This window comes from Micromonospora sp. NPDC003241, from assembly GCF_053589795.1.
The window spans coordinates 63,572-88,993 of record NZ_JBSFSO010000016.1; the positions used below are offsets into that span (position 1 = coordinate 63,572).

At 70.5% G+C, this 25,422-nt stretch carries 35 protein-coding genes and 1 pseudogene; 16 read left to right on the forward strand and 20 right to left on the reverse strand.

Annotated elements, in window-relative coordinates:
- Nucleotides 1-69: 69 nt before the first annotated feature.
- Both ACWDVW_RS15550 and ACWDVW_RS15555 read right to left on the reverse strand, forming a co-directional pair.
- Complete coding sequence (locus tag ACWDVW_RS15550) at nucleotides 70-561, reverse strand: GNAT family N-acetyltransferase (RefSeq protein ID WP_449948827.1); 492 nt, start codon at nucleotides 559-561, stop codon at nucleotides 70-72.
- Between the two features lie 125 nt (nucleotides 562-686).
- The gene (locus ACWDVW_RS15555; RefSeq protein WP_449948829.1) at nucleotides 687-1,337 is read right to left on the reverse strand and encodes an MOSC domain-containing protein; all 651 of its coding nucleotides are present in this window, start codon (nucleotides 1,335-1,337) and stop codon (nucleotides 687-689) included.
- A 179-nt stretch (nucleotides 1,338-1,516) separates the two neighbouring features.
- Between ACWDVW_RS15555 and ACWDVW_RS15560 the strand changes: the two genes are divergently transcribed.
- Nucleotides 1,517-1,909: a nuclear transport factor 2 family protein gene (locus ACWDVW_RS15560; RefSeq protein ID WP_449948832.1), complete on the forward strand. Its 393-nt coding sequence runs from the start codon at nucleotides 1,517-1,519 to the stop codon at nucleotides 1,907-1,909.
- Nucleotides 1,910-1,920: 11 nt separating this feature from the next.
- Here ACWDVW_RS15560 and ACWDVW_RS15565 read toward each other — a convergent pair whose 3' ends face one another.
- The 5 genes from ACWDVW_RS15565 to ACWDVW_RS15585 form a co-directional block, all read right to left on the reverse strand.
- Entirely contained in the window at nucleotides 1,921-2,415 is a 495-nt protein-coding gene (locus tag ACWDVW_RS15565) for a DinB family protein (protein ID WP_449948834.1), read from the reverse strand.
- A 10-nt stretch (nucleotides 2,416-2,425) separates the two neighbouring features.
- On the reverse strand, nucleotides 2,426-3,463 hold the full coding sequence (locus ACWDVW_RS15570) for a hypothetical protein (protein ID WP_449948836.1): 1,038 nt from the start codon (nucleotides 3,461-3,463) through the stop codon (nucleotides 2,426-2,428).
- Nucleotides 3,460-3,792, reverse strand: coding sequence for a PadR family transcriptional regulator (locus ACWDVW_RS15575; protein ID WP_449949000.1), 333 nt, complete (start codon nucleotides 3,790-3,792; stop codon nucleotides 3,460-3,462). The genes ACWDVW_RS15570 and ACWDVW_RS15575 overlap by 4 nt, the downstream gene beginning before the upstream one ends.
- Before the next feature lie 619 nt (nucleotides 3,793-4,411).
- Nucleotides 4,412-4,981 (reverse strand): GIY-YIG nuclease family protein, encoded by a 570-nt coding sequence (locus tag ACWDVW_RS15580; RefSeq protein WP_449948839.1) that lies wholly within the window; start codon nucleotides 4,979-4,981, stop codon nucleotides 4,412-4,414.
- Between the two features lie 48 nt (nucleotides 4,982-5,029).
- A complete protein-coding gene (locus ACWDVW_RS15585) occupies nucleotides 5,030-5,812 on the reverse strand; it encodes a phytanoyl-CoA dioxygenase family protein (RefSeq protein WP_449948842.1) in 783 nt (260 codons plus the stop codon).
- Nucleotides 5,813-5,928: 116 nt separating this feature from the next.
- Between ACWDVW_RS15585 and ACWDVW_RS15590 the strand changes: the two genes are divergently transcribed.
- On the forward strand, nucleotides 5,929-6,450 hold the full coding sequence (locus ACWDVW_RS15590; RefSeq protein ID WP_449948844.1) for a hypothetical protein: 522 nt from the start codon (nucleotides 5,929-5,931) through the stop codon (nucleotides 6,448-6,450).
- 52 nt (nucleotides 6,451-6,502) lie between these two features.
- Here the strand turns inward: ACWDVW_RS15590 and ACWDVW_RS15595 are convergent, their stop codons facing one another.
- The 3 genes from ACWDVW_RS15595 to ACWDVW_RS15605 form a co-directional block, all read right to left on the reverse strand.
- Nucleotides 6,503-7,219 carry an SDR family NAD(P)-dependent oxidoreductase gene (locus ACWDVW_RS15595; protein WP_449948847.1) on the reverse strand — a complete coding sequence of 239 codons (717 nt, stop codon included), beginning with the start codon at nucleotides 7,217-7,219 and terminating at the stop codon, nucleotides 6,503-6,505.
- Nucleotides 7,220-7,276: 57 nt separating this feature from the next.
- A complete protein-coding gene (locus tag ACWDVW_RS15600; RefSeq protein WP_449948850.1) occupies nucleotides 7,277-7,684 on the reverse strand; it encodes a nitroreductase family deazaflavin-dependent oxidoreductase in 408 nt (135 codons plus the stop codon).
- Nucleotides 7,685-7,894: 210 nt separating this feature from the next.
- Entirely contained in the window at nucleotides 7,895-8,491 is a 597-nt protein-coding gene (locus ACWDVW_RS15605; RefSeq protein WP_449948853.1) for a GNAT family N-acetyltransferase, read from the reverse strand.
- 124 nt (nucleotides 8,492-8,615) lie between these two features.
- Between ACWDVW_RS15605 and ACWDVW_RS15610 the strand changes: the two genes are divergently transcribed.
- Together ACWDVW_RS15610 and ACWDVW_RS15615 are read left to right on the forward strand one after the other, a co-directional pair.
- The gene (locus tag ACWDVW_RS15610; RefSeq protein ID WP_449948856.1) at nucleotides 8,616-9,335 is read left to right on the forward strand and encodes a GNAT family N-acetyltransferase; all 720 of its coding nucleotides are present in this window, start codon (nucleotides 8,616-8,618) and stop codon (nucleotides 9,333-9,335) included.
- 47 nt (nucleotides 9,336-9,382) lie between these two features.
- Nucleotides 9,383-9,928: pseudogene (locus ACWDVW_RS15615) on the forward strand (hypothetical protein).
- A gap of 276 nt (nucleotides 9,929-10,204) precedes the next feature.
- Here the strand turns inward: ACWDVW_RS15615 and ACWDVW_RS15620 are convergent.
- Nucleotides 10,205-10,603, reverse strand: coding sequence for a VOC family protein (locus tag ACWDVW_RS15620; protein WP_449948859.1), 399 nt, complete (start codon nucleotides 10,601-10,603; stop codon nucleotides 10,205-10,207).
- A gap of 294 nt (nucleotides 10,604-10,897) precedes the next feature.
- On the opposite strand from ACWDVW_RS15620, the gene ACWDVW_RS15625 reads away from it, so the two are divergent.
- The 9 genes from ACWDVW_RS15625 to ACWDVW_RS15665 all read left to right on the forward strand — a co-directional run bounded on the left by ACWDVW_RS15625 (nucleotide 10,898) and on the right by ACWDVW_RS15665 (nucleotide 15,878).
- Nucleotides 10,898-11,248, forward strand: a complete 351-nt coding sequence (locus ACWDVW_RS15625) for a class I SAM-dependent methyltransferase (RefSeq protein ID WP_449948862.1) — start codon at nucleotides 10,898-10,900, stop codon at nucleotides 11,246-11,248.
- A gap of 69 nt (nucleotides 11,249-11,317) precedes the next feature.
- Nucleotides 11,318-11,674 carry a nuclear transport factor 2 family protein gene (locus tag ACWDVW_RS15630; RefSeq protein ID WP_449948864.1) on the forward strand — a complete coding sequence of 119 codons (357 nt, stop codon included), beginning with the start codon at nucleotides 11,318-11,320 and terminating at the stop codon, nucleotides 11,672-11,674.
- A gap of 96 nt (nucleotides 11,675-11,770) precedes the next feature.
- A complete protein-coding gene (locus ACWDVW_RS15635; RefSeq protein ID WP_449948867.1) occupies nucleotides 11,771-12,661 on the forward strand; it encodes a MerR family transcriptional regulator in 891 nt (296 codons plus the stop codon).
- 31 nt (nucleotides 12,662-12,692) lie between these two features.
- Entirely contained in the window at nucleotides 12,693-12,908 is a 216-nt protein-coding gene (locus ACWDVW_RS15640; protein WP_449948870.1) for a hypothetical protein, read from the forward strand.
- A 190-nt stretch (nucleotides 12,909-13,098) separates the two neighbouring features.
- The gene (locus ACWDVW_RS15645; RefSeq protein ID WP_449948872.1) at nucleotides 13,099-13,497 is read left to right on the forward strand and encodes a DUF6993 domain-containing protein; all 399 of its coding nucleotides are present in this window, start codon (nucleotides 13,099-13,101) and stop codon (nucleotides 13,495-13,497) included.
- Between the two features lie 112 nt (nucleotides 13,498-13,609).
- Complete coding sequence (locus tag ACWDVW_RS15650; RefSeq protein ID WP_449948875.1) at nucleotides 13,610-14,038, forward strand: ArsR/SmtB family transcription factor; 429 nt, start codon at nucleotides 13,610-13,612, stop codon at nucleotides 14,036-14,038.
- Nucleotides 14,019-14,663 (forward strand): SRPBCC domain-containing protein, encoded by a 645-nt coding sequence (locus ACWDVW_RS15655; protein ID WP_449948878.1) that lies wholly within the window; start codon nucleotides 14,019-14,021, stop codon nucleotides 14,661-14,663. The genes ACWDVW_RS15650 and ACWDVW_RS15655 overlap by 20 nt, the downstream gene beginning before the upstream one ends.
- 37 nt (nucleotides 14,664-14,700) lie before the next feature.
- A complete protein-coding gene (locus tag ACWDVW_RS15660) occupies nucleotides 14,701-15,192 on the forward strand; it encodes an SRPBCC family protein (RefSeq protein WP_449948880.1) in 492 nt (163 codons plus the stop codon).
- Between the two features lie 92 nt (nucleotides 15,193-15,284).
- Nucleotides 15,285-15,878, forward strand: a complete 594-nt coding sequence (locus ACWDVW_RS15665; RefSeq protein ID WP_449948883.1) for a GrpB family protein — start codon at nucleotides 15,285-15,287, stop codon at nucleotides 15,876-15,878.
- A gap of 39 nt (nucleotides 15,879-15,917) precedes the next feature.
- Here the strand turns inward: ACWDVW_RS15665 and ACWDVW_RS15670 are convergent, their stop codons facing one another.
- Complete coding sequence (locus tag ACWDVW_RS15670; RefSeq protein ID WP_449948886.1) at nucleotides 15,918-16,247, reverse strand: hypothetical protein; 330 nt, start codon at nucleotides 16,245-16,247, stop codon at nucleotides 15,918-15,920.
- 113 nt (nucleotides 16,248-16,360) lie between these two features.
- On the opposite strand from ACWDVW_RS15670, the gene ACWDVW_RS15675 reads away from it, so the two are divergent.
- Complete coding sequence (locus ACWDVW_RS15675; RefSeq protein WP_449948889.1) at nucleotides 16,361-16,729, forward strand: cupin domain-containing protein; 369 nt, start codon at nucleotides 16,361-16,363, stop codon at nucleotides 16,727-16,729.
- Nucleotides 16,730-16,768: 39 nt separating this feature from the next.
- Nucleotides 16,769-17,209 carry a hypothetical protein gene (locus ACWDVW_RS15680; RefSeq protein ID WP_449948892.1) on the forward strand — a complete coding sequence of 147 codons (441 nt, stop codon included), beginning with the start codon at nucleotides 16,769-16,771 and terminating at the stop codon, nucleotides 17,207-17,209.
- A gap of 228 nt (nucleotides 17,210-17,437) precedes the next feature.
- On the opposite strand, the gene ACWDVW_RS15685 is transcribed toward ACWDVW_RS15680, so the two are convergent.
- Nucleotides 17,438-18,379, reverse strand: coding sequence for a helix-turn-helix domain-containing protein (locus tag ACWDVW_RS15685; protein WP_449948895.1), 942 nt, complete (start codon nucleotides 18,377-18,379; stop codon nucleotides 17,438-17,440).
- A gap of 101 nt (nucleotides 18,380-18,480) precedes the next feature.
- Here ACWDVW_RS15685 and ACWDVW_RS15690 point away from each other — a divergent pair, with 101 nt between their 5' ends.
- Nucleotides 18,481-19,533, forward strand: a complete 1,053-nt coding sequence (locus ACWDVW_RS15690; protein ID WP_449948897.1) for an NAD(P)H-binding protein — start codon at nucleotides 18,481-18,483, stop codon at nucleotides 19,531-19,533.
- Nucleotides 19,534-19,564: 31 nt separating this feature from the next.
- Here ACWDVW_RS15690 and ACWDVW_RS15695 read toward each other — a convergent pair whose 3' ends face one another.
- From ACWDVW_RS15695 to ACWDVW_RS15725, 7 genes are all read right to left on the reverse strand, one after another.
- Complete coding sequence (locus tag ACWDVW_RS15695) at nucleotides 19,565-20,701, reverse strand: winged helix DNA-binding domain-containing protein (protein WP_449948900.1); 1,137 nt, start codon at nucleotides 20,699-20,701, stop codon at nucleotides 19,565-19,567.
- A gap of 74 nt (nucleotides 20,702-20,775) precedes the next feature.
- Nucleotides 20,776-21,366, reverse strand: coding sequence for an HAD family hydrolase (locus ACWDVW_RS15700; protein WP_449949001.1), 591 nt, complete (start codon nucleotides 21,364-21,366; stop codon nucleotides 20,776-20,778).
- 45 nt (nucleotides 21,367-21,411) lie between these two features.
- Entirely contained in the window at nucleotides 21,412-21,900 is a 489-nt protein-coding gene (locus tag ACWDVW_RS15705) for an N-acetyltransferase family protein (RefSeq protein WP_449948903.1), read from the reverse strand.
- Nucleotides 21,901-21,949: 49 nt separating this feature from the next.
- Nucleotides 21,950-22,570 carry a response regulator gene (locus tag ACWDVW_RS15710; RefSeq protein ID WP_449948906.1) on the reverse strand — a complete coding sequence of 207 codons (621 nt, stop codon included), beginning with the start codon at nucleotides 22,568-22,570 and terminating at the stop codon, nucleotides 21,950-21,952.
- Nucleotides 22,567-23,757, reverse strand: a complete 1,191-nt coding sequence (locus ACWDVW_RS15715; protein WP_449948908.1) for a sensor histidine kinase — start codon at nucleotides 23,755-23,757, stop codon at nucleotides 22,567-22,569. Before ACWDVW_RS15715 ends, ACWDVW_RS15710 begins: the two co-directional genes overlap by 4 nt.
- Complete coding sequence (locus ACWDVW_RS15720; protein WP_449948911.1) at nucleotides 23,754-24,587, reverse strand: ABC transporter permease; 834 nt, start codon at nucleotides 24,585-24,587, stop codon at nucleotides 23,754-23,756. Before ACWDVW_RS15720 ends, ACWDVW_RS15715 begins: the two co-directional genes overlap by 4 nt.
- Complete coding sequence (locus ACWDVW_RS15725) at nucleotides 24,584-25,420, reverse strand: ABC transporter ATP-binding protein (RefSeq protein WP_449948914.1); 837 nt, start codon at nucleotides 25,418-25,420, stop codon at nucleotides 24,584-24,586. Before ACWDVW_RS15725 ends, ACWDVW_RS15720 begins: the two co-directional genes overlap by 4 nt.
- Nucleotides 25,421-25,422 lie beyond the last annotated feature (2 nt).

Genomic DNA, 25,422 nt, shown 5'->3' on the forward strand with positions numbered 1-25,422 from the left:
CGGAGTGACACCGTCACCTACCGTCGCGTCGGGCCGGCCGGCACCGCCGCGAGCAATCGCGGCGGCGGCTCACCGGGCATCACCGGTCAGCGTCTTTCGCATCTGTTGCGTGACCACCCGGTAGCCGGAACTCTGGTAGAGCCGCCGAGCACGGTCGTTGTCACCGAACACGTTCAGTTCGAGGGCCGAGACGCCGTGCCGGCGGACGACGTCCTCGCCGGCCGCCAGCAACTTGCGCCCGTATCCGGCACCACGGTGCGTCGGCTCGACCTCGATGTCGTAGAGGAACGCACAGTCAGAGATGCCCCGAGGATGGGTGAGCCCGATCCACAGCACCCCGATCGTGGTCCCGTCGTCGAGTTCGCCCTTGAGGAACAGCATGCCGGCGGTGGCGAAGCCGTTCGGCAACAGAGTCTCGTTGTTGTGGCGGGCCATCTCCAGGGCATTCTCGGCGGACCAGTTCCCGGCCGCCACCTGCTCGTCGGCGTAGGCGCGGACGAGGCCGGAGTACCACTGGCCGAACTCGATCTCGGTCATGCTCCGGACGGTCAGCTCAGACATGGAAGTGATGCTGGCACGTGGCCGCTGGAGACGGAGACCCTGTATCCCGCCTGTCGGCGGGGCAGGACCGGGCGCGGGGGGACCGGGCCGGCGGGAGTCCGCCGAGGCCCGTGGCATCCCGAACGTCACGTCCGCCCGCCCAGGACGTCCCGCAGGTCGTCGGGCAGGCCGTCGATCGCCAGGAGCGTGGGCACCAGTTCCGGCTCGGTCATGTAGGCGCGGAAAGCGTCCGCGATCGTCACGCCGTGGGCCGGCCGGTCCGTCACGGTCACCGCATCACCGGCACGGACCTCGCCGGGCTCCAGGACGCGCAGGTAGGCGCCGGGGCGGTTCTCGCGGGTGAACGTCTTGAGCCAGTGGGGCTCTGCCATCTTTGCCTGGAACGTGGCGCACGGGATGCGCCCGAAGGTCGGTTGCAGCACGAGGTCGTCGCCGATGAGCCATCTCTCGCCGATCACCGCGCCGTTCACGTCGACGTCGACCGTCGTGAGGTTCTCGCCGAAGATTCCGCCGGGCAGCACCCGGTCGAGTCGCGCCTCCCACCAGTCGTAGTCCTCGCGGGCGTACGCGTAGACGGCCTGGTCGTCACCGCCGTGGTGCGCTATGTCGAAGATCTGGTCGCCGACCAGTCCACTGTGCAGTCCGGTGGTCTTCGGTCCGGGGGCGCGGACCGCCACGGGACCGTCGACGGGTTGTTTGTTGATGCCGGTGATGCCGACCGCTTTGGCGGTGCTGCGCTCCGGCACGGCCAGGTTGACAGAGAGGATTCTGCCCATGGGCTGCAACCTATCGGCTGCCCGGGGCTCACCGCGCCGGATATTTCTCGCGTACGCGCCGAGGTCGCCGCAGTGCCCGCGACGGGCGTCGCCGGTCGTGTGTCGCGATCCTCCGGACGGACCCGGGTGTCGGGCGAACATCGCCGCCGACGACCCGACCGAGTGGCAAGCTGACATCCGTGGACAGGAAACAGGTGGCCGGTTGGCTCGCGGCCTACGAACAGGCGTGGCGGACGCCGGGGACGGACGTACTCGCGACGATTTTCACACCGCAGGCGAGCTACCAGCAGGGACCGTACCGGACACCGGTCGTCGGCCTGGAGGCCATCGCCGCGATGTGGGAGGACGAGCGAACCGGCCCCGACGAGGTGTTCCATGTGGCCAGCGAGATCGTCGCCGTGGAGGGCGACACCGCGGTGGCGCGGCTGGAGGTCCGCTACGGCGACCGGGACCCCCAGGAGTACCGCGATCTGTGGATCATGCGTTTTGCCGAGGACGGTCGCTGCGTCGCGTTCGAGGAGTGGCCCTTCTGGCCGACGCAGTCGACCGCCGACCCGGCCGCCGAGAGCTGACCGGGGGCTGCTCAGCGTCCGGTGATGCCGTCGACGAGTTCTCGCAGGATGTCGGCGTGCCCGGCGTGCCGGACGGTCTCGCTCGTCATGTGGGCCAGCACCCAGCGCAGGGTGCGCGGCCCGTCGTCCACCGGCTGGGCGGTGCGGCTGTCGATGCCGTCCGCCGCGCGGATGTGTGCGTCGCTCTCGGCGATCGCGCGGCGGTAGTCGTCGACGATCTGCGCCCCGGTGAGGTCCGGGTCGACCACCATGTCGAAGTCGACGTCGGCGTGGCGGGTGTCGCCGGCCAGGGTGTACCCGAACCAGTATCGTTCGGCGTCGGTCAGGTGTCGGATCAGTCCCAGCAGCGTCGTGTCGGAGACGACCAGACGGCGTCGTAGCTGTTCGTCGTCCAGACCGTCGACCTTCTTGAGGACGCAGGACCGGGCGAAGGCTAGGAACGCCAGCGCCGTGTCCAGCTCGCCGCCGTCGTTGAGGGGGACACCTTCGCGTTGCGACTCCAGCATGGATCCGACCCTACGTCGGGGCGGCGACCGGCGGGAGTCGGCGCAGCGCGCGCAGCGCCAGCACAGCGAGGGGTACGCCCACTGCCAGGACGGCGACGACCTCTACGGATGCGATCGTGGTGAGTGCGGTGCGCTGGACCTGGTGGTGGTAGTCGGGCAGGGTCGCGGCCCGTAGGGCGACGGTGGCCGTGGCGAGCAGGGTGAGCGCCAGTGACCATGGCAGCGTACGGGCGGGACGGTGCGGTCCGCGTACGGTCAGGTGGACGGCGATGGCGACGGTGACCGCGGCGCAGGACAGGCCCGGCCAGTCCAGCAGTCGTAGCGCGGGTTCGACCGCCTGGAGGGTGAACAGTGGTACGGGAACCAGGAGGATGCCGATCGGCAGGGCGAGCAGCCACGGTCGGCGCGACACCGGTGGGGCACCCTGGTGGAAGGCCGTCATGCCCAGGAGCAGCAGCACGTCGACGAGCCGCATCGCCCAGGGGGACACGGACAGTGGGGTGTCTCCGGCGGCCTGGGTCACGACGGTGGTGATCGCGGGAGGCACCACGGCGATCAGGGCGATGGCCTGGGCCACGCGCCGCTGCCCGAGGACCAGTGCGAGGTAGGCGGGCAGCCAGGCGTAGCCGGCGAGATTCCAGGTGGTGAGCCAGACGCTCGACGACGTGGCGAGTGTCCAGTCGGATGCCGGTACGGGCAGCCAGGGGATCTTCCCGGTGAGCCAGAGCGTGACGCCGATGCCGGCGGTGACCATGACGGCGTGGGTCAGCATCGTCATCAGGGTCGCCAGGCGCACGGCCTGACCCCAGGCGTACGAGCGGGGTGACGCGTCCGCGCCGCCGAGGCGCAGCCGGGCGGCCAGGGACACGATGCTGGCGACCTCCGACAGGCTCGGTCGTCCGTAGTCGGCCAGGTACTCGGTGGTCTCGGGGTCGCCGGTGTCCATGCTGTCCAGGAAGGCGGCGACCATGTCGTCCTCCCATTCCTGCCGGTACGCGGTGGGCAGCAGCCGCAGGACGCGCCGGTAGCGCTCCTCCAGCCGGCTCACGAGGACGTTCCTGTGATCGGGTTGCGTCGGTCGCGTAGCCGGGTCGAGGCGAGGCGCGCGTTGGCGGCGAGTCGCTGGGCCTCCGCGTCGAGGGCGTCGTGGCCGGGCTCGGTCAGCCGGTAGTACCGGCGCAGTCGTCCCTGCCATGCCTCTTCGCGGTCCAACTCGACCAGGCCGTCGCCGACCAGCCGGTCCAGTGCCCCGTACAGCGAGCCGATCTTCAGCTGCACCCGTCCCTGGGACAGTTCGGCGACCTCCGCGACGATCCCGTAGCCGTGACGGGGGGCGTCCAGCAGTGCGGTGAGGATGAAGAAGGCCGGTTCGGTCATCGCCCGAGAACTCATCCACCTAATATAGTGGAAGACAAGATATGATGGAACAGGAATCGACGACGTGCGGGAGTGGTCATGGGCGACGGTGACGCGGCAGACGCCGGAGACCTCGGCGGACCGGACTTCGCTCCGGTGGTACCAGCGGTGCAGAGCAGCGCCTTCGGCGCCCCACCAGATCATCGGGCGACCATCGTCGTGCTCGGCCCCGGATACCAGGGGTACGCCGTCCTGACCCGGACCCCGCCGCAGCCCGACCCCGACCCGCCTGCCTGACACCTCCGGGGTGCACGCCCCGGCCATGCCCTCGGCGAGGGTCTCGGCATCGAGTAGTCCCTGCTCGTCGAGGTCGTCCAGGCGGGACATCGTCGTTCGCAGCACGCCGAGGAAGTAGAGCAGTGCGGCGATGTCGGAATTGATCACACGGGTGTGGCGCGCTGCCGCAGCGGCGAACTCGAACGCCCGCTCGGACGACAACTCGACGGCGAGGCAGATGTGCGAGTGGTCGGCGGTGACGACGAGGAACTGGAGCTGCCCTTGGCGTGCCGGGTCAGGGAGGTGGCCACCTCGCTGACCCGCTCATTCGTCGACCGCCTGCCGTTCAGGGGGCCTGTGCGGGCTAGGCCGGCCCGCTGCTGGCGTTGTACGCGTTCTTGGCGGCGACCACGGCCGCCTGGAGGTGCTCCGGGCCGACGCCGTGGACGTTGAGCGGCGGGTGCAGACGCCGGACGAGTTCCGCCTCGATGGTCGTGGGCTCCGGGTCCTCGGCCCAGGTCAACCGCAGGTGCGCGGTCATCCACGCGGTCAGCCGTGCCTCGTCCTCCGGAACCAGGACGACTCGGTCGGTCCACGTCGTCCGGTATTCCTCCGCCACCAACAGCCCGGCCAGCGTACGGCGCAGCGTCGAGCTGCCCGACCGCCGCAGATGGTTGCGCAGGATCCGGCCCCGCAGGCTGGTCGCCCGACCGAGATACAGCATCCGCAGCGACGGGACGTGCTCGTTCGGCGGCCCGGGGAGATCGGGCAGGACCAGCGGGTCGGCCCACCAGGCGTAGACGCCGCTGCCCCGACTGAGCCGCTTGGTCGCGACATCGAGTTCGACCGGTGCGCCGGAGAGCAGCCGCAGGGCCGCCTCGACTCGTTCTTCGTCGGAGGGGAGGTCGTCGGGTCGTACCTGGGGAACGGTCATCGAGACCATCCTAGGTCCCAGGGGCGATCGAGGTCGGGGGCGCGGGGGTCAGTCGGCCGCCGTCTGCCGCAGCCACTGCTCGGGGTCCTGGCCCGCGACGAAACCCAGATAGGCGCTGGCCGGTGCCACGCCGGCCAGACGGCGTAACGCCGGGGTCAGCAGCCGGAGTTGCTCGACGCCGGTGGCCAGGATGTGGTTGTCGGCGGGCCGGAGCCAGGGCAGGACGTGTTCACAGATGAGGGCTCGGCGGGTGGTCTCGGCCGCGTTGTGTCCGGCGGCGTGCCAGAGGCGCCCGCTGTAGACGAGCGCGCTGCCGGCGGGCATGACCGCCGGGACGAGCTCGTGCGGTCGCGGACGGCGGCCGTCGGCCCAGCGATGACTGCCCGGCGCGATCAGGGTGGCACCGTTGCTGTCGGTGAAGTCGTCGAGTGCCCAGATGACGTTGGTCTCCGCCTCCACCTGCCGGGGGAGGGGATAGACGCCCGCGTCGACGTGCAGCGCCTGCGCACCCTGGCCCGGGTCCACGGCGGACAGGAACAGCATGCCGAACTGGTACACCTCGCCCAGACACGCGGTGACGAGGCGATGCACCTCGGGATGCAGCAGCAACGGTTCGAGAGCGCCGGGGCGACTCAGCAGGGAATAGACGCGTCGGGTGCGCCGGCCGTCGAAGTCGTTGTCGCTCCAGCCAACCCCGCGCAGCAGGTCGTCCGCGTGATCGCGAGCCGCGGCCAGCTCCGCACCGGACAACACCCCCGGCAGCACCACGAAGCCGTCGGTCCGCAGTGCGGACAGAGCGGACGCAGGGCCAGCGCCATCGATCACCGCCACGACGCCAGATCCTACGACGGCGCGGCCCGGCTGGCGGCCCGCAGCGGGGCCGCACAGGACTGATGCGGTGGGCCGGAGGGGTTTCGCCGGTCGGTGGCAACGGGTAGCGGCTATCCATGGATCGCAATCTGGCCAAGGCCCTCCAGGCCGCGTGGGAGCTGCCGGAGTTCCGGGACGGGCTGCGTCACCTGGTCGATCTCGACGAGGTGACGCACCTGCTGGCGAGGTTGTCCGTGGCGGACCAGGACCACGAGGTGGAACGCAGCCTGTTGCAGCTGCTGCGTACCGGCCTGGACACGCCCGAGATCCGGGAAGCGGTGTTGCTGCTGCTGGAGAACGACGAGGTGCGTCGCCCTCTCGTCGCCGCGGTGCAACCCCTGGTCAAGCAACCGGGTCAGGCGGCGGCCATCGCGTCGGCGGCCGAGGACCCCACGGTACGACGCGAGGTGCGCGCGGCCCTGGACAGCGCCCGAGTGCGTGAGCTGATCTGGCAGGCGATCGACGACCAGCAGAGCAACAACCGATTCGGACTGATCCGTCGGGCGGCGGTGCTGTTCGTCCGGCACGCCAGCGTCCGGCGCCTCACCTGGGCCCTGCGCCGGCACGGCCTACTCCGGGAACTACGCCGCGACTCGTGACGACGGTGCCTGTCCTGTGCGAGGTCTCGGCCACGGCAGCAAGAATGGGTTTTCAGGAGTGTGGACCGGTCACCTGCTCGAAGCGGAACTCGCGGATGAAACAGTCACGCGGTTGCGCCACGGCGAAGAGGACGCAGTCGACGACCGACTGTGCGGTCAGGTCGCTGTCCGCCCGCCGGGGTCCGTCCTGGACGAAGTCCGGTGGGAACAGGGAGATCACTCGGATCCCCTCGGTGCGAAGTCGGTGCGACAGGATCTCGGCGAACCCGGCGTGGGCGTGCTTGGCCGCATAGAACGCGGGATGCGCGCCCGACCGGTGCTGGCCCACCTCGCCACACGCGGAGATCATGTTGACGACGTCCGGCCGTGCCGACGCGCGCAGCAGCGGCAAGAGGTGCTTGGTCAACAGCACGGTGCCGGTCCCGCCGGCGGCGATCACGCTCTCGATCGTGTCGTCGTCGGCGTCTGCCAGGTCGTCACCGTGGAGGTAGGGGGCACCGTTGTTGACGAGCACGTCGAGCTGGCTCGTCCGGTCGGCCAGGGCAGCGGCGAATCCCCGCACCGAGTCCGGCGTGGCGAGGTCGCAGTGAAAGGCCTCGGCCCGGCCTGCTCCTCGCCGGTTGATCGCCTCCGCGACACGGTGTGCCGCCTCCACGTCGCGGGCCGAGAGGAAGACCTGTGCACCGCGTGCGGCGAACGCCTCGGCGAGAAGCCTGCCCGTATCACGTGCCGCGCCGGTGATGGCGACGCGCGTACCGTCAAGATCCATGGCCGCCAGTGAAGCACCTCAACTCAGGTTGAGGTCAAGGAGCGGTGTCGTGTCCGCCTACGGCGCCGGCTCCAGGACGATGACCGGGATCTGGCGGGTGGTCTTGCGCTCGTAGTCGGCGAAGCCCGGGTAGGCGGTCTTCTGCGCGCTCCAGATCCGCTCCCGTTCGTCACCCTCGGCGACCCGGGCGACCAATCCGACCGTGTCCGTGCCGATCTCCGCCCGGATCTGCGGATGCGCGACGAGATTGTGGTACCAGTCGGGATTGGTGGGAGCCCCGCCCTTGGACGCGAACACGGCGTAACCGTCGTCCAGCTTCTGGTACATCATCGGGCTCACGCGCGTCTGGCCGCTCTTGGCGCCGACCGTGTGCAACAGCAGCAGCGGCGCGCCCGCGAACTGGCCACCCACCTGCCCACCGTTGGCGCGAAACTCGGCGATGATCTTCTCGTTCCAGTCGCTCATGGATCCCCCTCGCCCCCGTGTATCGGCTCCGTGACCACGATTCTGTCAGTCCTGGCGGTCGATGACACGGCGACGCGGGTGGGCGGCGGCGGCCGATCGTCCGGAGGCGGGATTGGGTCGATCTCGGCCTCGGTCGGGCAGGACGGTGGCGGACTGCAGCTCGACCAGCAGGTCACCGCCGGGCGTGCGGAAACCGGGATAATGGTAGATCTACACTCCGGTGCCGGTGTCTGTGCGCAGTCGCGCATGCACGTGCACATCGTGCCACCCGTCGGCGTGCCGCAGGTGACCGCGCAGGGTGCCCTCGATGCCGAAGGCGACCTTCTGCGCGACCCGACACGACGCCGAGTTGGCCACCGAGTGGACCAGGAAGATCCGGTGCATCCGCAGGGTGCCGAACGCCCACGATGTCAGCGCCTGGACCGCTCGCACGGCGATACCTGTTCCGCGAGCAGCGGGCAGGACCCAGTACGAAAGCTCCGCCGACGCCTGCGACAGCATGATCGTGCGGAGGCCGACCTGACCGACGACGCGATCATCACTGCCGCGGGCGACAGCCCAGCTCGCATTGGACTCGTCCGCCCACTGTCGGGCCCAGTTCGCGATCCACTCCTGCGTCTCGTCGTCGCTGTCCATTCGGCGCATGTGCCACCGTTGGATGTCGGGACACGTGAACGCCGCCCGTACCGTGGCGGCATCCGTGTCACGCCACGGCCGTAGGACCATGCCCTCACCGGCGTCGAGGCGGGGCTGCCCGGTGTCGCGGAGGAGGCCGGCGGGCAGAGCGGGGCCGACAAGGCGGGGCATGGGTCCATCTTCGTCGATCAGGAATCGCCGCGCGCCGACCGCGATCAGGCTTCTCGGAGTACGAACGGCGTGCCGCTGGTGAACTCGGTGGCGTGAACGCCGGGCCAGGCGTGAGGATGCGGTGATGTTGCGCGTTCCGCTGCTCGTTCGGGCTCGGGATGTCTGGCGCGAGATGGCCGGCGTGCCGATCACGTTCCCCGCTGACGGCGGCGTCGAGACAGCCGTCTCGGCCGGATCGCGGCTCTGCCCACCCGGCTGGGTCGGCATCGTCGTGCTGGGCGATGCCGGCATCGTCACGGTGCCGGCCGACAGCAGGGCCGGGAATCTACGGGAGAGGCTGCGCGTCGTACCCGTGAAGGCGTTGACCGACCTTGACCGGCTGCGCTCCGTCCTGCCGGTGGCCGAGGTGCTGGGTCCGGCGAGCCTGGCCTATCTCGACGAGGACGAGTTCCGGCCGGCCGGACTCGGTGCCGTGGAGGTGGCCTCCGGTGGGCATGACGACCTGGCCGAGCTTCTGTCCGCTGCCCCAGTGAACGACGCCGACGAATGCGGGTTGGCCGAGATCACCTCTCGTGCGTTCGTGGTGCGTCGCGGGAGCCGCCCAGTCGCGGCGGCCGGTTACCGTCGCTGGCCGGGGACTGCGGCCCACATGTGCGTCCTCACTCTCCCGAATCATCGTGGGCGAGGGCTGGCTCGTGCCGTCGCCTCGGCGGCAGTCGCGGACGCTCTGCACCACCGTCTGCTGCCGCAGTGGCGGGCGCGACCGGAGCCGTCGCGTCGGGTGGCGCAGGCGTTGGGATTCCGCCAGCTCGGCGCCCAGCTCAGCATCCGGATCGCCGCCTGAGCCCCACCGCGGCACCGCCGACGTTCCTGTACCCCTAACCTGACGGTGTGGATATCGAGACGCGTCTACGGCGGATTCGTGGCTGGCTGTGGGTCGTGGTGGTGGGATTGTTCTTCAGCGGGGTGACCGCGTTCCCGCTCGAGATCGAGGTGCGTTGGCTGCTGCGGGCGTTCGACCCCTTCGCCGACCAGCTTCCGGCGCTGGTCGGCTGGATCTAGCGGGTCCACGTGGGGCTGGTCGAGACCGGCGAGCGCTATCCGTTCATGCGGTACGGGACCGACTGGCTCGCGTTCGCCCACCTGGTGCTCGCGGTGGCGTTCTGGGGACCGCTGCGTGATCCGGTGCGAAACGTCTGGGTGGTGCAACTCGGCATGATCGCCTGCGTCGGGATCGTGCCGCTGGCGTTGATCTGTGGCCCGCTGCGGGAGATCCCGTGGTTCTGGACGGTGGTGGACCTGTCCTTCGCGGTCGGGGCGTTCCCGCCGCTGTGGATTGCGTACCGGCACATCCGGGCGATCGAGGCGCAGCAGGGTGGCCCGTCCGGTACGACCCGCTGGTGGGCGCCCGACACCTCGGGCTCGGCCCGGAACTGAGGCCGCCGAAAGCTCTCGGTCTTCACCACCGCTTCGGGGACCTCTGCCGGTAGAGGATCAGTTCGTCGCGGCCGCCCGGCGGCTCAGGGGTATCGCGGGGCGTCCCGTCGGCGCTCATACTCGGCGACTGTCGGGACGACGGGGAGCACGAGCATCAGGACCAGGTACGCCACGGCGAATAGTCCGCCGGTACTTGCCTTCGTTGATCCGGCACCAGAATCGGCCACGCGGCCTGCCCTCGGCGGGCGGTGGCGCGGGGCGTGCCGGGCCCAGCGGTCAGACGTCGGCTTCGAGCGCGAAGGTGTTGCCGTCCGGGTCCTGGAACCACGCGATACGTCCACCGCCGGCCCGAGCGGTGATGCCCTTGGCGTCATGGTCGAGCCCGTCATACCGGATGAGATCGACGCCGGACGAGACGAGCTCGTCGACGATTCGGTCGATGTCATCGACGTACCATGTCGCCAGCGTCGCCGCGCTCGTGCCGGCAGTGACCGACTGGTACACATTCAGGGCCGCCACGCCGCCGGCACCATAGACGCGGCTGCCGTCGGCGATATTCGCGCTGGGGCCCGACTGCAACGCCTGTAGGCCGAGTTTGCCTTCATAGAACGCGACCGCCCGTTGGATGTCGGACACGGCGATCGACGTCCTGAGGTGGTGCTCGCTCAACGGCATGAATCACTGTCGCACACGCAGGCGGGTCAGCGGGGCGGAGTGATCGCGTGACGAGACTACTCAGGCGGCGTGCTTTCTGTCGGCGGGCGGAAGGTGAAACGGGATGTCGGTAGGCCGGGCCAGGACCTGCTGGTGACACAATCCGCGAGGTGACGTCCTCTCCACCAGAACCTCTGGACTTCTGCGGGGTGCGGCGCGCCTACGACATCGTGGCGGAGGACTATGCCGCCCACCTGCCGGACACCCGCTGGGAGTCGGCGCTCGACCTGGCGATGGTCGACGCCTGTGGGCTCGGTGACCGACTTGCCGTACCCAGACGACCAGTTCGCCGGCGTGATGTTGTGGTACTCGATCATCCATACACGGCCTGCTGGGCAGGCGCGCATTCTCGCGGAGGCAGCCAGGGTTCTCCGTCCAGCCGGTCACCTGCTCGTCGGATTTCAGTCCGGGCAGGGCACGCGCGATGCTTCCGGGGCCTACCGTCAGTTCGGCCATGAGATCGAGTTACAGCGCCATCTGTACACGGCGGACGAACTGAGTTCGTACATCGAGGCCGTCGGTCTCCGCGAGGTGTGCCGCCTGGTGCGACGGGCGCAGGGCAAGGAACGCGACGACCAGGCGATCATGCTGGCCCGAGCACTCTGAGTCCTTCCCGTCCTTCTGCCGCGAGCTAACCCGCTTGTCCTGTTGCGGCGCGCTGCGGAGGATCGGTGGATGGATCTCCTCACTGCGGAACGGCGACTCCAAGCCGCCCAGCGCGCCGCCGACGTCGAGTCCCTCGACGCGCTACTGCACCCGCAGGTCGTGGGTGCCGGACCGGACGGCGCGGTCTTCACGAAGGAAGACGACTTGGAGAGCTACCGCTCCGGTGCACTGCGAATCACCAGCCTGGTGGAGGAGTCGCTCGACGTCCAGGAAGACGGTCAGACTGGGGTGACTCGCATGGTCGCCGCGGTGGATGCCGTTCAGGGAGGTGCTGTGATGTCCGCGCGGCTGCGCTACACCCGACTCTGGGTGCGTGAGGATGGCGACTGGCGGGTGTTGGCCGCCACCTTCGTACCGGTGGTCTAGGTCCTGGCTCCGGTGGCACCTGGATCAGGTTGTTGCACATGCCGTAGCGGCATGTGGTGAGGTCGGGGCACCACAGCACGAAAGGCTCTGTCTGCGATGTACCCCTCTCTCACGCCTCCCCGGCAGGTCAAGATCGGTGATGCCGCTGCGTTCGCCGGGACCACCCCACGCGCCATCCGCCACTACCACGAGATCGGTCTGCTGCCCGAGCCCGAGCGCGGCGGGGACGGCCGCCGCCGCTACGGCTATGACGACATGACCCGCCTGCTCTGGATCCGCAAGATGGCTGATGCCGGTATCAGCCTGGACGACATGCGGGCCGCCTTCGGCGAAGCCCGGGACGAAGCTGGAGACGAAGCCCCGGACCACGCCCCGGATATCGAGTCGGTCCTGAGCAGGCTGGAGGAGACCTTGGCGGCGCAGGAGGCCGCGATCAAACGTCGGCGCGTGGCTGTCCAGCGCCTGCAGGCGGTGGGCAGCCCGCTGGGGCTGCTCTCCGAGCTGGTGGCGGACCGGCTCAGCCACCTGCCCCCGGGCGCGTTGCGCCCCTCCGATCTGGACGCCCTGCTGGTCACAGAACGGATCTTCGGGCCGCTGGGCGCCGCCATCCAGGCCGGCACGTTCATCGTGCTGGCGACCCACCCTGACCTGCGGGCCGAGGAGGACCGTCTGGAGGCGGCCGAGGCCGCCCTCGACGACGGTGTCGACCCCGACGACCCGCGCGTCGAAGAGCTCGCCGTACAGCGATGCGCTCATCTGATGGCCCTGAATCAGGCCATCGAGGCGGCTGGTCTCGACGCGGCCGAGGAGAAGATCTTCGAGATCTACGACGCCGACCTGACAGGGGAGGAGGGAACGGAGATGAATGCCGCGACGGCGATCACCAAGATGCCTTATGACTTCTCTCCTGCCCGGATGCGCTGCGTGGAACTCGCCGGACGGCTCTTCGGCGAGGCCCTCGCCGACACCCACTCCGCGGACAGCTGATCGCCTGTGCCTGGCACTGACCCGCATCGACATGGCGCTGGGCTATATCGGTGACGTCAGCATCGAGGTGATCAGGCCGCACGACGACGGAGACGACAACATGTTCCGGGACTTTCTCGCCGAGCATCCGGAGGGCGGCCAACAGCATCACGGCTACGTCGTGCGGGACTTCGAGGCCGCCTACGCGGAGATGGAGTCGCAGTTCGGTCCGGCCGAGATGGAGGGCGGTCGGGCATCGAGCGTCTGAATCGGGGGCACGTCGTATCATCACGTCCTCGGCATCTGATAGACGGGGGTCACTGATGCGAGCAGGAAAGATCGGTTGGTTGGCGGCTGCTGCCTCGCTTGTTCTGCTGTCGCTCGGCTGCGCGACGCCCGGTACGAGGGCCGGCGAGGTGGAGGCGATACCCACGAGTGCGTCGGCGTCGCCTGTCGTGGTGGCGGAGCCGACCGGTCCGCAGGCAGACGCACCTCCCCACTATGGCGACAACAACGGCTGGAAGCGACGGCACGAGCTGTCCAAGGCGGACCAGCGCACCGGGAAGAAGCTCGCCGCGCGGATCCGGCCCAAGCTCGAAGCACTACGCACGGCGGGGGACTTCGCCCCGGCGTCCACCTGGCGGGCGCTGCTCGATCTGGGTATCAAGGCGGAGGTCATCGAGGTCACCGGCATGCGGGCGCCCATCGGGCAGGACGAACCCCCGCCAGGAGCGGTGTACGCGGTTCGCTTCGCGGAGGTGGGCTGTGTGATCGGGGACGTGCGCCCCGAGCGGGTCATGGTCGAGGTCACCGGCTCGGCTGCCGAATTCGGATGCTTGGAGCCGTTCTCGCACTGAACCCATCCGGCGTCACCGAACCCGGGGTCGGGCGAGGCGTGGCCAAGGCCGGATTCGAGTCTCACGTGCCAGCGCTGGCTTATATAAGTGAAGACTGGCATGATGCTTGTTCGTGCACGCCTTCGACATCCTCGGCGACCCGGTACGCCGGCGCATCCTGGAGCTGCTCGCCGACGGTGAGCAGACCTCCGGCGCCGTCACGGACGTGATCCGGGCCGAGTTCGGGCTCTCCCAGCCGGGTGTCTCACAGCATCTGCGGGTGTTGCGGGACAGCGGGTTCGCCTCGGTGCGGGCTGTGGGCGCTCGACGGTTCTACGCCGTCGAGCCGGCGCCTCTGAGCGAAGTCGACGCGTGGTTGGACCGGTTTCGCCGGTTGTGGGAGCAGCGGCTCGACGCGCTGGAGACCGAGCTGGCCCGGGGCCGGCGGGCAGCTCGGAACTCGGTTGGCGGGCAGACCTCCCGGCGGGCCGAGTCCGGCACCGGTGCGGACAGTGCAAACTCGGCAGCGAGAGGAACGGAACATGAAAGACGTACTGGATGAACTGGCCGCCGCGCGGCGGGCCATGGGCAAGGGCAGCCTGCCCGCAGGTGAGGCGTACACCATCGAGCTCCGGCGGCGGTACGCGGCGCAGGTCGACGACGTCTGGGACGCCATCACCAGCCCGGAGCGGCTGCAACGCTGGTTGAAGCCGGTCACCGGGGATCTGCGGCTCGGCGGAAAGTACGAGTTCGACGGTGGTGAGCACGGCGAGATCCTGCGGTGCGAGCCGCCGCGTCTGCTCAGGGTGTCCTGGCTCTACGGGCCCGACGCCGACGCCTGGCCCGGCACGAGCGAGGTGGAAGTGCGCCTGGCCCCGGGCCGGGCCGGCGACACCGAGTTCGAGCTGATCCACGCGGCGGTCGTCGAGGAGCCCCTCTTCCCGACCTACGGCCCCGGTGCCGGCGGCGTTGGTTGGGACCTGGCCCTGCTCGCCCTCGCCCGGTTGTTGTCCGCTGGCGAGACCGCCGACCACGAGGCGGTCCAGAAGTCGCCCGAAGGGCGCGAGTTCATCCGTCGCAGCGCCGCGGCCTGGGGCGAGGCGCACCTGGCCGCCGGTGGTGAGCCGCAGCACGTCGCGGCCGCGGTGCAGGCCACCACGAAGTTCTACGCACCCGACCCGACATGACGGGGCTGACTGGTCCCACCGCTAGGAAGACTGTGCGATGAGATACACCAACACGATCGAGATCGCCCTGCCGCGCGAGCGCGTGGCCCAACTGCTCGCCGACCCGGCGCACCTGCCGAAGTGGCTGCGGGGCATGGTGCTGCACGAGCCGGTGGAGGGGATACACGGGCAGCTCGGGACCACGTCGCGGGTCGTGATGCAGGCGGGGAGGCGGGAGATGGAGTGCACCGAGACGATCACCCGCCGAGATCCGGCGGACCTGCACGGAATCCCGACGGACAGCGTCGTCTACTTCGACCGCGAACTCGTCGCCCCGGGCATGTGGAGCGCCGTGCGCGATCGGCTGACCGAAGTCGATCCGGAGACGACACTCTGGGAGAGCGAGAGTGAGTACCGGTTCAGTGGCCTGCTGATGCGGCTGGTGGGGCGGCTGATGCCCGGCGCCTTTCACAAACAGTCGCAGCAGCACATGCAGGACTTCAAGGCCTTCGCCGAACAGGGGAAGGATGTGCGCGAAGGCGGGAGCTGACCTGTCGCGGTGGCCGGACTGTCGCGCAGATCAGGTCGGTGCCGGGATGGGATCCGCTGGATGACGTCGATCCGGCGACCTACCCTGTGCGGATGACGGCGGATCGGGACGCTGACGACGTGCCCGGTCGGCGAGATCGGATCACGATCGTTGCCTACGACCCACGCTGGCCGGCCAGTTTCGACCATCAGCGGAACCGGATCGAGGCGGCGCTCGGGAACGGTCCGGTCGGTCGCGTCGAGCATGTGGGTAGTACCGCGGTCCCTGGACTCGCCGCCAAGCCGATCATCGACATGCTCGCTCTGGTCTCCGACTACGACCAGACCGCCGGCCTCGTGACAGCACTCGGTGATATCGGCTGGGTCCACGCCCCCGAGCCGGGCGATCACGAGCGCCGCAAGTGGTCGTTCTGCTTTCCCGACGTGGCGTGGCGTACCCACCACCTCCACATCTGGGAGGTCGGGTCACCGGACTGGCGCCGCCTCCTACCGTTCCGCGATCACCTCCGACGCCACCCGGACCTCGCCGCCGAGTACGCCCGTCTCAAAGCGGAACTCGCCGCCGTGGACGACAGCGACCGCCCCAGGTACAGGTCCGGTAAGGCGCCATTCATCCAGGACATCCTTCGACGACTGGAATCACCTACCGACGGTGGTGTTCCGTGGCGCGGTCCCGAGACTCCGTGAAAGCGACCCGAGGACGGTAGGAGGGCGCGTAGTTCGGCATCACTGTTGGTGGTAGATCTCCGGGATGGCCGCTATGACCCGGTGCACCGCCTCGGCGACGGTGAGTCTGGTCGGCAGCTTCTGCCGGAAGGTGAGGTAGTCGCGGTAGTCACGGAGAAAGCTCCCGGCGATGACGGTGACGTAGCCGGCAGACCAGAACCTCTCGACGAGGCCCGCGACGTTGCCTCGGAGCAGGTCGAATAACTCGTCGTCCATCGGGCAGGGGTTGGTCTGTCCGATGTCCTTCGCATCGATGCGCGCACTGTCGGGCATGTGGGGCAGCAGCGCCCGGATGCTGGTCGACTTACCGGCGCCCTCCTGTCCGCACACGAGGACGAGGCGGCCCGATGGGGTCGGCGGTGTCGGCATCAGGTCGACGCGCGGTTCCCGGACGAGTTGGCGTCGGCAGCTGATTCCGAATTGCCCATGTCAGGATGGTGGGCGTGGCACATGAGGCTGTCGACATCGCTGACAAGTTGTCCCGTTTCTCCGAGCACTGGTCACCGAAGGTGGTGGCGAGGCTGAACGACTACGAGGTCAAGGTCGTCAAGGTGCGCGGGGAGTTCGTCTGGCACACCCACGAGGACACCGACGAGCTGTTTCTCGTGGTGAGCGGGGAACTGACCATCCAGCTGCGCGACGGTGACGTGCTCCTGCGTCCGGGGCAGCTGTTCGTCGTGCCTCGTGGCGTCGAGCACTGCCCGGTCGCCGACGGGGAGGTGCACGCGATCCTGATCGAGCCGACCGGTGTGGTGAACACCGGCGATGCCGGCGGTGCGCTGACTGCCGGCTACGACGACTCGTTGCTCTGACCGTCGAGTCCTTGGCGTGGTGTGGCTAGCATCCCGAAGGTGACTCAGGACAAGGGTGTCGGCAGGCTCGCCGGCTTCGACGGCGTGATGCTCCTCGCGACGATGCTCATACTCTTCGGGTACCTGCTCCCGTGGTTCCGGCAGTCGCCACGGCACCTGTGGTGGTACTCCGGTTGGGAGTACGCCAGCCTGAGCAGCGGTGGGGGGTGGACGCTCTGGACGTTCGCCTTCCTGCTGGTGGCGGTCGTGACCAGTTTCTGGGCCCGGACCGTCGTCGAGGCGGCGATGGCCGCGTTGGCTGCGGGGATCGGCACCCTGGTGATGGTCTTGGCGGTGGTGGCGGCCAGCTTCGGGAACATCGGGCGAGGCGGCAACCTGAACTCCGTCGCGGAGTTGCCCTTCGGGATGGGGCTGCCGCTGATGGCCGTCGGCCTGGGCCTGCTGATCGCCACCGCCTGCCGAGACATCGCCCGCGCTTGACACTCCGAGGGCATTTCGCCTGCCCTGGCTGTCAGTGGGAGGAGCTCAGCCGCCTGACGACCACGCCTTCGATGTCATCCAGCGGCCCGAAGCCCCATAGCGGCCCGAAGCCCCATAGGCGGGAGTCGGCGCTGGCCGGATGTTCGCCGAGTAGGACGGCCATGCCGTCGGGCACGTGCCACGAGTGACCGCCGACGGCTGGAGCCACCGACTCCGGGACAGCCGGGGTCAGGTCCGGAACGTGCGGCGGTAGGTGTCCGGTGGTACGCCGACAGCGCGGTGGAAGTGGCGGCGCAGCGTCGTCGCGGTGCCCATGCCTGCGGCGGCGGCGATGGTGTCGATGCTGTCGTCGGTGGCTTCCAACAGCTCCTGTGCGCGGCGGATGCGCTGCGTCAGCAGCCACTGCAGCGGGGTGGTGCCGGTCGCCGCGCGGAAGTGACGAGCCAGATGGCGGGAACTCAGGTTGGCCTGGCGGGCCAGGTCCTCCACGGTGAGTGGTCGGTCGAGGCGCTGCATCACCCAGGGGATCAGGTCGGCCAGGGGGTGGTCGTCCTGTGCGGGTACCGGGGTGGTGACGAACTGGGCCTGGCCGCCGGCCCGGTGCGGTGGGACGACGAGGCGGCGGGCGACCGCGTTGGCGGTCGTGGGGCCGTGGTCGAGGCGGACCAGGTGCAGGCAGAGGTCCATCGCGGCGGCCTTGCCGGCGGAGGTGAGCACGCGTCCGTTGTCGACGTAGAGCACGTCCGGGTCCACCTGTACGCGGGGGTGGCGGGCGGCCAGGTGCGCGGTGTGCGCCCAGTGGGTGGTGGCGCGCAGGCCGTCGAGTAGGCCGGCGGCGGCGAGCACGTAGACGCCGGTGCACAGCGAGACCACCCGGGCGCCGGACTCGTGTGCCGCGCGGACTGCGGCGACCAGGTCGGCGGGCGGGGGTGGGTCGACGTCGGCCAGGGCGGGGACGATCACGGTGTCGGCGTCGGTCAGGCGGTCGAGCCCGCAGTCCGGTTCCAGCAGGAACCGGCCGACCCGCACGGGGTGGGTGCCGCAGACCCGGACGTCGTACCAGGGGCCGGGCACGGTGGCCGGCGCGGAGCCGAAGACCTCGTAGGCCAGGGCGAGCTCGAAGTGCAGCATGCCGTCGGTGGCGGCGACGGCGACGGCTCGGGGAGTCATGTCAGAAATTGTACGGGTCTCGTCGTTCCGGACACTGGTGGTGCGTGGTCGGCCAGGACAGGCTTCTCCGTGTGGATCACGTGGCACAGGTGGGAGCGGAGATGGCGTCGGATCGGACGGTGGCGGTGTTCGGGGCGTCCGGGCACACCGGTCGGTTCGTGGTCGCGGAGTTGTGCGAGCGCGGGTACGTCCCGCTGCTCGTCGGCCGCGACCACGGCAGGGTGCGGGCGTCGGCCCGGCCGGGGTTGGAGGTGCGGCAGGCGTCGGTCGACGATCCGGCGTCGCTGGACCGGGCGTTGGCCGGTGCGGCCGTGGTGGTCAACTGTGCCGGGCCCTTCGCCACCACCGCCGTTGCGCTGGTCGAGGCGGCGTTGCGGGCCGGTGTCCCGTATGTCGACGTGGCGGCCGAGATCGAAGCGAACGTCGACACGTTCGCGACCTTCGGGGAGCGTGCCAGGGCCGCCGGCACAGTGGTCGTCCCGGCGATGGCCTTCTTCGGTGGCCTCGGCGACCTGCTGGTCACCGCCGCGATGGGGGACTGGACGGCGGCGGACGAGGCGCACATCGCGTACGGCCTGAGCAGCTGGCACCCCACCGCCGGGACCCTGCGCGCGGGCGAGGTGTCCCGGCAGCGGCGCGACGGCCGTCGGGTCCGCTACACCGGTGGCCGGCTGGAGTACCACGACGACGCGCTGCCGACCCTGCCGTGGCCCTTCCCGGCGCCGCTGGGTGTGCAGCCGGTGATCGCCGAGTTCAGCATGGCCGACGTGGTCACCGTTCCGCATCACCTGCCGGTCGAGCAGGTGTGCACCTACATGACCGCCGTGGCGGCGGCGGACCTGTCCGCCGCCGACCCGTCGGCACCCGTCGCCGTCGACGCGCGCGGCCGTTCGGCGCAGACCTTCGTCGTCGACGTCCTGGTCCGCTCGGGGGATGCGTACCGTCGGCTGGCCGCCGACGGTCAGGACATCTACGCGGTCACCGCGCCGCTGGTGGTGGAGGCCGTCGACCGGATCCTCACCGGCCGGACCAGGGCCGTCGGCGTCGCCTCGGCGGGTGCCGTCTTCGACGCCCCGGACTTCCTCGACGCACTCTCCCCGCACCTGCGCGTGCACGTTCCGGAGGGGCCGGCGCCGCGTATCGTCGCCGGGTGAGACTGGAGCGGGTCCGGCAGGCGTGCGGGCCCTAGTCCGGCCAGGTCACGCGGGGTGGAAGGGCGAGGAAGTCGGCGTAGCGGTGCACGGCCTGCTCGACCTGTGTGCGCTGTGCCGGGTCGAGCGGGACCAGCGGCTTCACGGCCACCGTGACCCGGGTCTTGGCCAGGGTGCGTTTCCAGGTGCCGACGACCCGGCCGCCGATGACGACGGTGGCCTGGAAGACGCCGTTGCCGCCGGGGATGATGGCCTGTTTGTGGGCGGGGTCGAGCATCAGCGCGCGGTCCTTGAAGCCGAGCAGGTACTCGTCGAAGCCGGGCAGGGTCAGCACGTCGGGCGTGGGTGTGCGGGGTGCGTCGAGCAGGGCGGGCGGCAGGACCGCTTCGGTGCCGTCGACCTGGACGGTGGTCAGGTCGTTCCCGGCGGCGGCGATGGCGCGTTTCGCGTCGGTGGCGGTCAGGCCGGTCCAGCCGGCGAAGTCCTGCCGGGTGGTGGGGCCGTGGCTGCGGAAGTAGCGCAGGGCGAGGGTGGCCAGCGCCTCGTCGCGGTCGGGTCGGTGCTGGCCGGGCGCCCACTCGTCGAGCAGTGCGAAGGTCTGCTCGGCGCCGATGTTGGGGGCGATGCAGGTGACGCCGCGCTGGCTGGCGTACCAGAGCAGGTGGTAGCCGCGCTGGCCGGCGCCGTCGATGCCGGCGGCGACCAGGGCGGCCACGCAGTCGGTGCGGGTCAGTCGACCGCCGCCTGCCAGGGCGGTGCCGAGCACGTCGGCGGCGCGGTCCGCCTCGGCCTCGGTCAGGCCGAGGAACTCGCGGCGTGCTGCCGCGCCGGCCAGCGCCCGTACGCCGGTCAGCTCCAGCATCCAGCGGGCGTCGCGGGCGGGAACGAGGTGGATGGTGCCGCGCATCGGCCAGGTCCGCAGGGCCTCCCGGCCCTCCAGCGCGGCGTGCACGTCGGTCTGGGTGGCGCCGGGCAACCGTACGCCCAGCGACCACAGGCCGCTGTTGATCTCCTGGGCCTGCATGGCGCCGAACCACTCGACGACCTCGGTCACGGTGTGCGGTGTGGTGGCGGGGGTGGCGCTCAGCAGCAGGCTGGTCATCCGCAGGGCGAGTGCTTCGGTGCCGGTCAGCGCCGGAGATCCGGTCAGCGTCGTGCCGGTAGGTGCCACTGCGTCGCCTTCCGTCGTCGGTCGAGCGCAGCATAGGCCCGGGCACCGACAGGACGGCGCGGTTCTCCGGCGGGTCAGTCGCCCAGGCGGGGCTGGGGCACGCGTACCGCTGCCATGCCGGCGGCGACGGCGGCCTCGATGCCCAGGTCGGCGTCCTCGAAGACCAGGCAGGCGTGCGGTGGTACGCCGAGCAGCTCGGCGGCGCGCAGGAACGGTTCCGGGTCGGGTTTGGGGCGGGTGTAGTCGCCGGCGCAGACCAGCACGTCGAACCGGTCGAGGATGCTGAGCGCGCCGAGGGAGGCGGTGACGGCTTCCCGGGTGCTGCCGGAGACCACCGCGAAGGGGATGCGTCCGTGCGCGTCCTCGATGTGGTGCAGCACCCCGGGGATGCCGGCGGCGCTGGGCAGCAGCCGTTGGTAGTGCTCCTCACGGCGGGCGACGACGGTCTCCACCGGCATGTCGAGGCCCTGCTGCTGGTTGAGGGCGGCGACGATGTCGAGCGTGGGGCGGCCGGCCCAGGCGTAGAACAGCTCTTCGGGGAAGGCGCACTCCCACTCGTCGAGCGCCTGCCGCCAGGCGGTGTAGTGCTGGGGCATGGAGTCGACGATGGTGCCGTCGCAGTCGAACAGGTACGCCTGGAAGTCGCCGGTGGGCAGGGGCAGCATCACCGGCCCAGGTTATCCGGGGTGGCGGGGGTCGCTGCGGGCGGCTCAGAGGCGTTGGTACATGACGAGCAGGTCGACGTGGCCCTGGGTGGGGTGGCGGAAGCCGTCGGGGATGCGGCCGACCACGTCGAAGCCGAGCGAGCGCCACAGCGCCACGGCGCGGGTGTTGGTGGCGACCACGGCGTTGAACTGCATCGAGTGGTAGCCGTCGGTGCGGGCCAGGTCCAGCACGTACGCGCCGAGGGCCCGGCCGATTCCCCGTCCGGCGGCGGCCGGGGCGACCATGAAGCTGGCGTTGGCCACGTGGTCACCGGGGCCGAGCTGGTTGGGCGTCAGTTTCGCCGAGGCGAGCACGGTGCCGTCGTCGTCGACGGCGACGACGGTGCGCCCGGGTGGGGGGACCAGCCACATGTCGCGGGCGCGGGTCTCGTCGACGTCGCGGGGCCAGGTGTAGGTGTCCCCGGCGGAGACGATCTCGCGCAGGAAGGGCCAGATGCCGGGCCAGTCCCCGACGGTCGCGGTCCGGATCTGCATGCTCGCGAGCATGCCAGCAAGGTTGCCGGGCCGGTCGTCGGGGGCGGTGTCAGAGCAGGCCGGCGGCCATGGCGGTGGTGACGGCGGCGGTGCGGTCGGAGACGTCGAGTTTATTGAAGGTCCGCAGCAGGTGGGTCTTCACGGTCGCCTCGCCGATGTGCAGCTCGCGGCCGATCTCGGCGTTGGACAGCCCTCGGGCGACCAGCCGCAGGACCTGCACCTCCCGGGGTGACAGGGTGTCGCGGGCGGTGGGGTGGCGTACCTGGTGCAGCAGTCGGGTGGCCACTGAGGGGGCCAGGACGGTGCCGCCGCGGGCGGCGGTGCGGATCGCGGTGATCAGGTCGGCGCGGGAGGTGTCCTTGAGTAGGTAGCCGGCGGCGCCGGCCTCGACGGCCCGCAGGATGTCGGTGTCGGTCTCGTAGGTGGTCAGCACCACCACCCGGGTCTGCGGCCGTTCGGTGAGGATCCGGCCGGTGGCGGTGGCGCCGTCGTCGCCGGGCAGCCGCAGGTCCATCAGGACCACGTCCGGGTGGTGGGCGCGGACGGCCGCGAGTGCCTCGGCGGCGTCGGCGGCCTCGCCGACGACGGTGATGTCGTCGGTGCCGGCGAGCATGCCGGCGACTCCGGCGCGGACCACCGGGTGGTCGTCCACCAGCAGCACGGTGATCATTGGTACGGCACCTCCACCCGGATCGTGGTCCCCTCGCCGGGGGCCGAGCGTACGACGACAGCGCCGTCCACCTGCTCGACCCGGGTGCGCAGCCCGGTCAGTCCGTAGCCGCCGTCGTCGGCCGGGTACGCGTCGGCGGGGTCGAATCCCACGCCGTCGTCGCCGATCTCCAGCGTGACCCGGTCGTCGTCGCCGTGCAGCAGGACGGCCACGGCGGTGGCGTCGGCGTGCCGCCGGACGTTGGTCAGCGCCTCCTGGGCGGCGCGCAGCAGCACCACCTCCACGGCGGTGCCCGGTGCCCGGCCGGTGGTCAGGTCGGCGGTGCAGGTGACCGGTACTCCGGTCTCCCGGGTGAAGCGGTCGGCCAGCCGGTCCAGCGCCTGCTCCAGCGGGGAGCCGTCGATCTGCGTCGGGGTGAGCGCGGCGACCAGGGTGCGTACGTCGAGCAGGTTCTCCCGGGCGGTCTGCCGGGCCAGGTCGAGGTGGCGGCGGGCCTGGTCCGGGGCGCGGTCCAGGTCGGCGTCGGCGGCCTGGACCAGCATCACCACGCTGGACAGGCCCTGGGCCACGGTGTCGTGGATGTCGGCGGCGAGTCGCTGTCGTTCGGCGGCCACCCCGGCGCGGTGGGACACCTCGGCCAGCTCGGCCCGGGTCTGTTCCAGTTGGGCGATCAGCTCGGCGCGTCGGCCGCTCTCGGCGACGGTGTGTTGGGCCCAGACGCCCAGCACGCTGACCACCAGGACGGTCATCAGGGCGATCAGCAGCGGGGGGAGCACGTCGCCCAGGTCCGGGAGTCGGACGGCCAGGACGATCACGTGCACCGAGTTGAGCAGCAGCACCGCGCCGACCGCTGGGACGGCGGGCAGCACCATGAACATCTGGGGGTTGAGCACGAACAGCAGGAACGAGGCGGTGCCGCTGAGCAGGACCGCCGGCACATAGAGCAGGACCACTCCGGCGAGGTAGAGGTAGCTGCGCCAGTCTTCGACGGAGTCGCGCATGAGCCGGCGGCCGACGCCGAGGTACCAGCCGGTCAGGGCGAGGAAGAGCGCGAGGCAGCCGAGGCGGGCGGCGGGCGTACGGCTGCCGTCGGCGGCCACGGCCACGGCGACGCCGACGGTGGCCAGGGCGAAGTAGCCGTCCCAGAGCCGGAAGCGTGCGCTCCACGTGTCGGTCGGTGGGGTCATCGGGTGCGTCGACCTCGCCAGCGGAAGGTGGTCAGGCACAGCACCATTCCTCCGATGCACCAGGCGGCGAGCACGAGCGCGATCCGGCCGTGCTCCCAGGAGGGTACGACCTCCTGGGGGAGGATGGTGTCGGGCAGGAACACCGAGCGGAAGCCCTGGGCCATCCATTTGAGCGGGAACAGCGAGCCGATCGTGACCAGCGGTTCGGGTAGTTGCCCGACGGGGGTGTAGAAGACGCCGGAGATGAAGGCCAGCACCAGGTAGGGCAGGTTCATCACGGCCCCGGCGCTGCGGGCCGAGCGAGCCAGGCTGCTGGCGGCGATGCCGACCAGGGCGCAGGCGGTGGCGCCGAGCAGGAACACCCAGCCGAAGGTGAGCCAGCGTCCGGGCTCGGTGGGCAGCCTCAGGTCGAAGGCGAGCACCGCGATGGCCAGCAGCAGGATCGTCTCGCCGATGCTGACCACCAGGGCCATCAGGGTCTTGCCGACGATGTACGCCGAGGGGGGCATCGGGACGCCGCGTAGTCGGCGCAGGGTGCCGTCGTCGCGGTCGGCGGCGATGCCGGTGCCCAGGTTGACGAAGGTGGTGGAGGCGATGCCGGCGGCGATCATGCTCGGGGCGAGGTACTGGGCGGAGGTGACGTCGCTGCCCTCGTAGACGCCGTCGAAGATCGCGCCGAGCAGGGCGAGGATGACCGCGGGCATGGCGAAGGTGAACACCACGGCGTCGCGTTCCCGGAAGAAGCACCGCAGTTCGATGCCGGCGCGGTGCAGCCCGAGCCGCAGTGCGGTGGGGCGGTGGCTGGCGGCGCGGTGGGCGGTGGCGGTCACGGGGTCGCTCCGATCAGGTCGAGGTAGACGTCTTCGAGGCTGGGGCGGCTGACGGTCAGTCCGGGCACGGTGCCGCCGTAGCGGCGGGTCAGGTCGGCGACGAGGGCGGCCGGGTCGTCGGTCTCCTGCCGGCCGTCGGCCCACCGGACGACGGTGCGGGCGGTGGCGCGTCCGCCGAGGGTGGCGGGGGTGCCGTCGGCGACGATCCGGCCGCCGACGATGACCGTGACGCGGTCGGCCAGTGCCTCGGCCTCGTCGAGGTAGTGGGTGCTGAACAGGATGGTGGTGTCCTCGCCGGCGAGTCGGCGGATCAGCGTCCAGAACTGGCGGCGGGCCTGCGGGTCGAGTCCGGTGGTCGGTTCGTCGAGGAAGAGCAGCCGGGGGCGGCCGATGACGCCGAGGGCCACGTCCAGGCGGCGGCGTTGGCCGCCGGAGAGGGTACGGACCCGGGCGGTGGCCTTGTCGGTGAGACCGACCAGCTTGACGACTTCGGCGGGGTCGCGGGGTGCGGGGTAGTAGCGGGCGAAGTGGCGGACCGCCTCGGCGACGGTCAGTTCGGTCAGGTCGTCGCTGTCCTGGGCGACGACGCCGATGCCGGCGCGCCAGTCGAGGTCGACGTGGGCCGGGTCGCGGCCGAGCACCTGCACGTCACCGGCGTCGCGGTCGCGGTGGCCCTGGAGGATGTCGATGGTGGTGGTCTTGCCGGCGCCGTTGGGTCCGAGCAGGGCCACCACCTCGCCGGTGGCGACGTCCAGGTCGACGCCGGCCACGGCGGTGGTGTCGCCGTAGGTCTTGCGCAGTCCGCGGACGCGGATGACGGGGGAGTCGGTCATGT

Bases quoted from the DNA above. Each gene is read 5' to 3' on its own strand.
- ACWDVW_RS15550 (WP_449948827.1), bottom strand. From the start codon at position 561: ATGTCTGAGCTGACCGTCCGGAGCATGACCGAGATCGAGTTCGGCCAG.
- ACWDVW_RS15555 (WP_449948829.1), bottom strand. From the start codon at position 1,337: ATGGGCAGAATCCTCTCTGTCAACCTGGCCGTGCCGGAGCGCAGCACC.
- ACWDVW_RS15565 (WP_449948834.1), bottom strand. From the start codon at position 2,415: ATGCTGGAGTCGCAACGCGAAGGTGTCCCCCTCAACGACGGCGGCGAG.
- ACWDVW_RS15575 (WP_449949000.1), bottom strand. From the start codon at position 3,792: ATGACCGAACCGGCCTTCTTCATCCTCACCGCACTGCTGGACGCCCCC.
- ACWDVW_RS15580 (WP_449948839.1), bottom strand. From the start codon at position 4,981: ATGACCGTTCCCCAGGTACGACCCGACGACCTCCCCTCCGACGAAGAA.
- ACWDVW_RS15590 (WP_449948844.1), top strand. From the start codon at position 5,929: ATGGATCGCAATCTGGCCAAGGCCCTCCAGGCCGCGTGGGAGCTGCCG.
- ACWDVW_RS15595 (WP_449948847.1), bottom strand. From the start codon at position 7,219: ATGGATCTTGACGGTACGCGCGTCGCCATCACCGGCGCGGCACGTGAT.
- ACWDVW_RS15600 (WP_449948850.1), bottom strand. From the start codon at position 7,684: ATGAGCGACTGGAACGAGAAGATCATCGCCGAGTTTCGCGCCAACGGT.
- ACWDVW_RS15605 (WP_449948853.1), bottom strand. From the start codon at position 8,491: ATGCCCCGCCTTGTCGGCCCCGCTCTGCCCGCCGGCCTCCTCCGCGAC.
- ACWDVW_RS15610 (WP_449948856.1), top strand. From the start codon at position 8,616: ATGTTGCGCGTTCCGCTGCTCGTTCGGGCTCGGGATGTCTGGCGCGAG.
- ACWDVW_RS15620 (WP_449948859.1), bottom strand. From the start codon at position 10,603: ATGCCGTTGAGCGAGCACCACCTCAGGACGTCGATCGCCGTGTCCGAC.
- ACWDVW_RS15630 (WP_449948864.1), top strand. From the start codon at position 11,318: ATGGATCTCCTCACTGCGGAACGGCGACTCCAAGCCGCCCAGCGCGCC.
- ACWDVW_RS15635 (WP_449948867.1), top strand. From the start codon at position 11,771: ATGTACCCCTCTCTCACGCCTCCCCGGCAGGTCAAGATCGGTGATGCC.
- ACWDVW_RS15640 (WP_449948870.1), top strand. From the start codon at position 12,693: ATGGCGCTGGGCTATATCGGTGACGTCAGCATCGAGGTGATCAGGCCG.
- ACWDVW_RS15655 (WP_449948878.1), top strand. From the start codon at position 14,019: ATGAAAGACGTACTGGATGAACTGGCCGCCGCGCGGCGGGCCATGGGC.
- ACWDVW_RS15660 (WP_449948880.1), top strand. From the start codon at position 14,701: ATGAGATACACCAACACGATCGAGATCGCCCTGCCGCGCGAGCGCGTG.
- ACWDVW_RS15665 (WP_449948883.1), top strand. From the start codon at position 15,285: ATGACGGCGGATCGGGACGCTGACGACGTGCCCGGTCGGCGAGATCGG.
- ACWDVW_RS15685 (WP_449948895.1), bottom strand. From the start codon at position 18,379: ATGACTCCCCGAGCCGTCGCCGTCGCCGCCACCGACGGCATGCTGCAC.
- ACWDVW_RS15690 (WP_449948897.1), top strand. From the start codon at position 18,481: ATGGCGTCGGATCGGACGGTGGCGGTGTTCGGGGCGTCCGGGCACACC.
- ACWDVW_RS15700 (WP_449949001.1), bottom strand. From the start codon at position 21,366: ATGCTGCCCCTGCCCACCGGCGACTTCCAGGCGTACCTGTTCGACTGC.
- ACWDVW_RS15705 (WP_449948903.1), bottom strand. From the start codon at position 21,900: ATGCAGATCCGGACCGCGACCGTCGGGGACTGGCCCGGCATCTGGCCC.
- ACWDVW_RS15710 (WP_449948906.1), bottom strand. From the start codon at position 22,570: ATGATCACCGTGCTGCTGGTGGACGACCACCCGGTGGTCCGCGCCGGA.
- ACWDVW_RS15715 (WP_449948908.1), bottom strand. From the start codon at position 23,757: ATGACCCCACCGACCGACACGTGGAGCGCACGCTTCCGGCTCTGGGAC.
- ACWDVW_RS15725 (WP_449948914.1), bottom strand. From the start codon at position 25,420: ATGACCGACTCCCCCGTCATCCGCGTCCGCGGACTGCGCAAGACCTAC.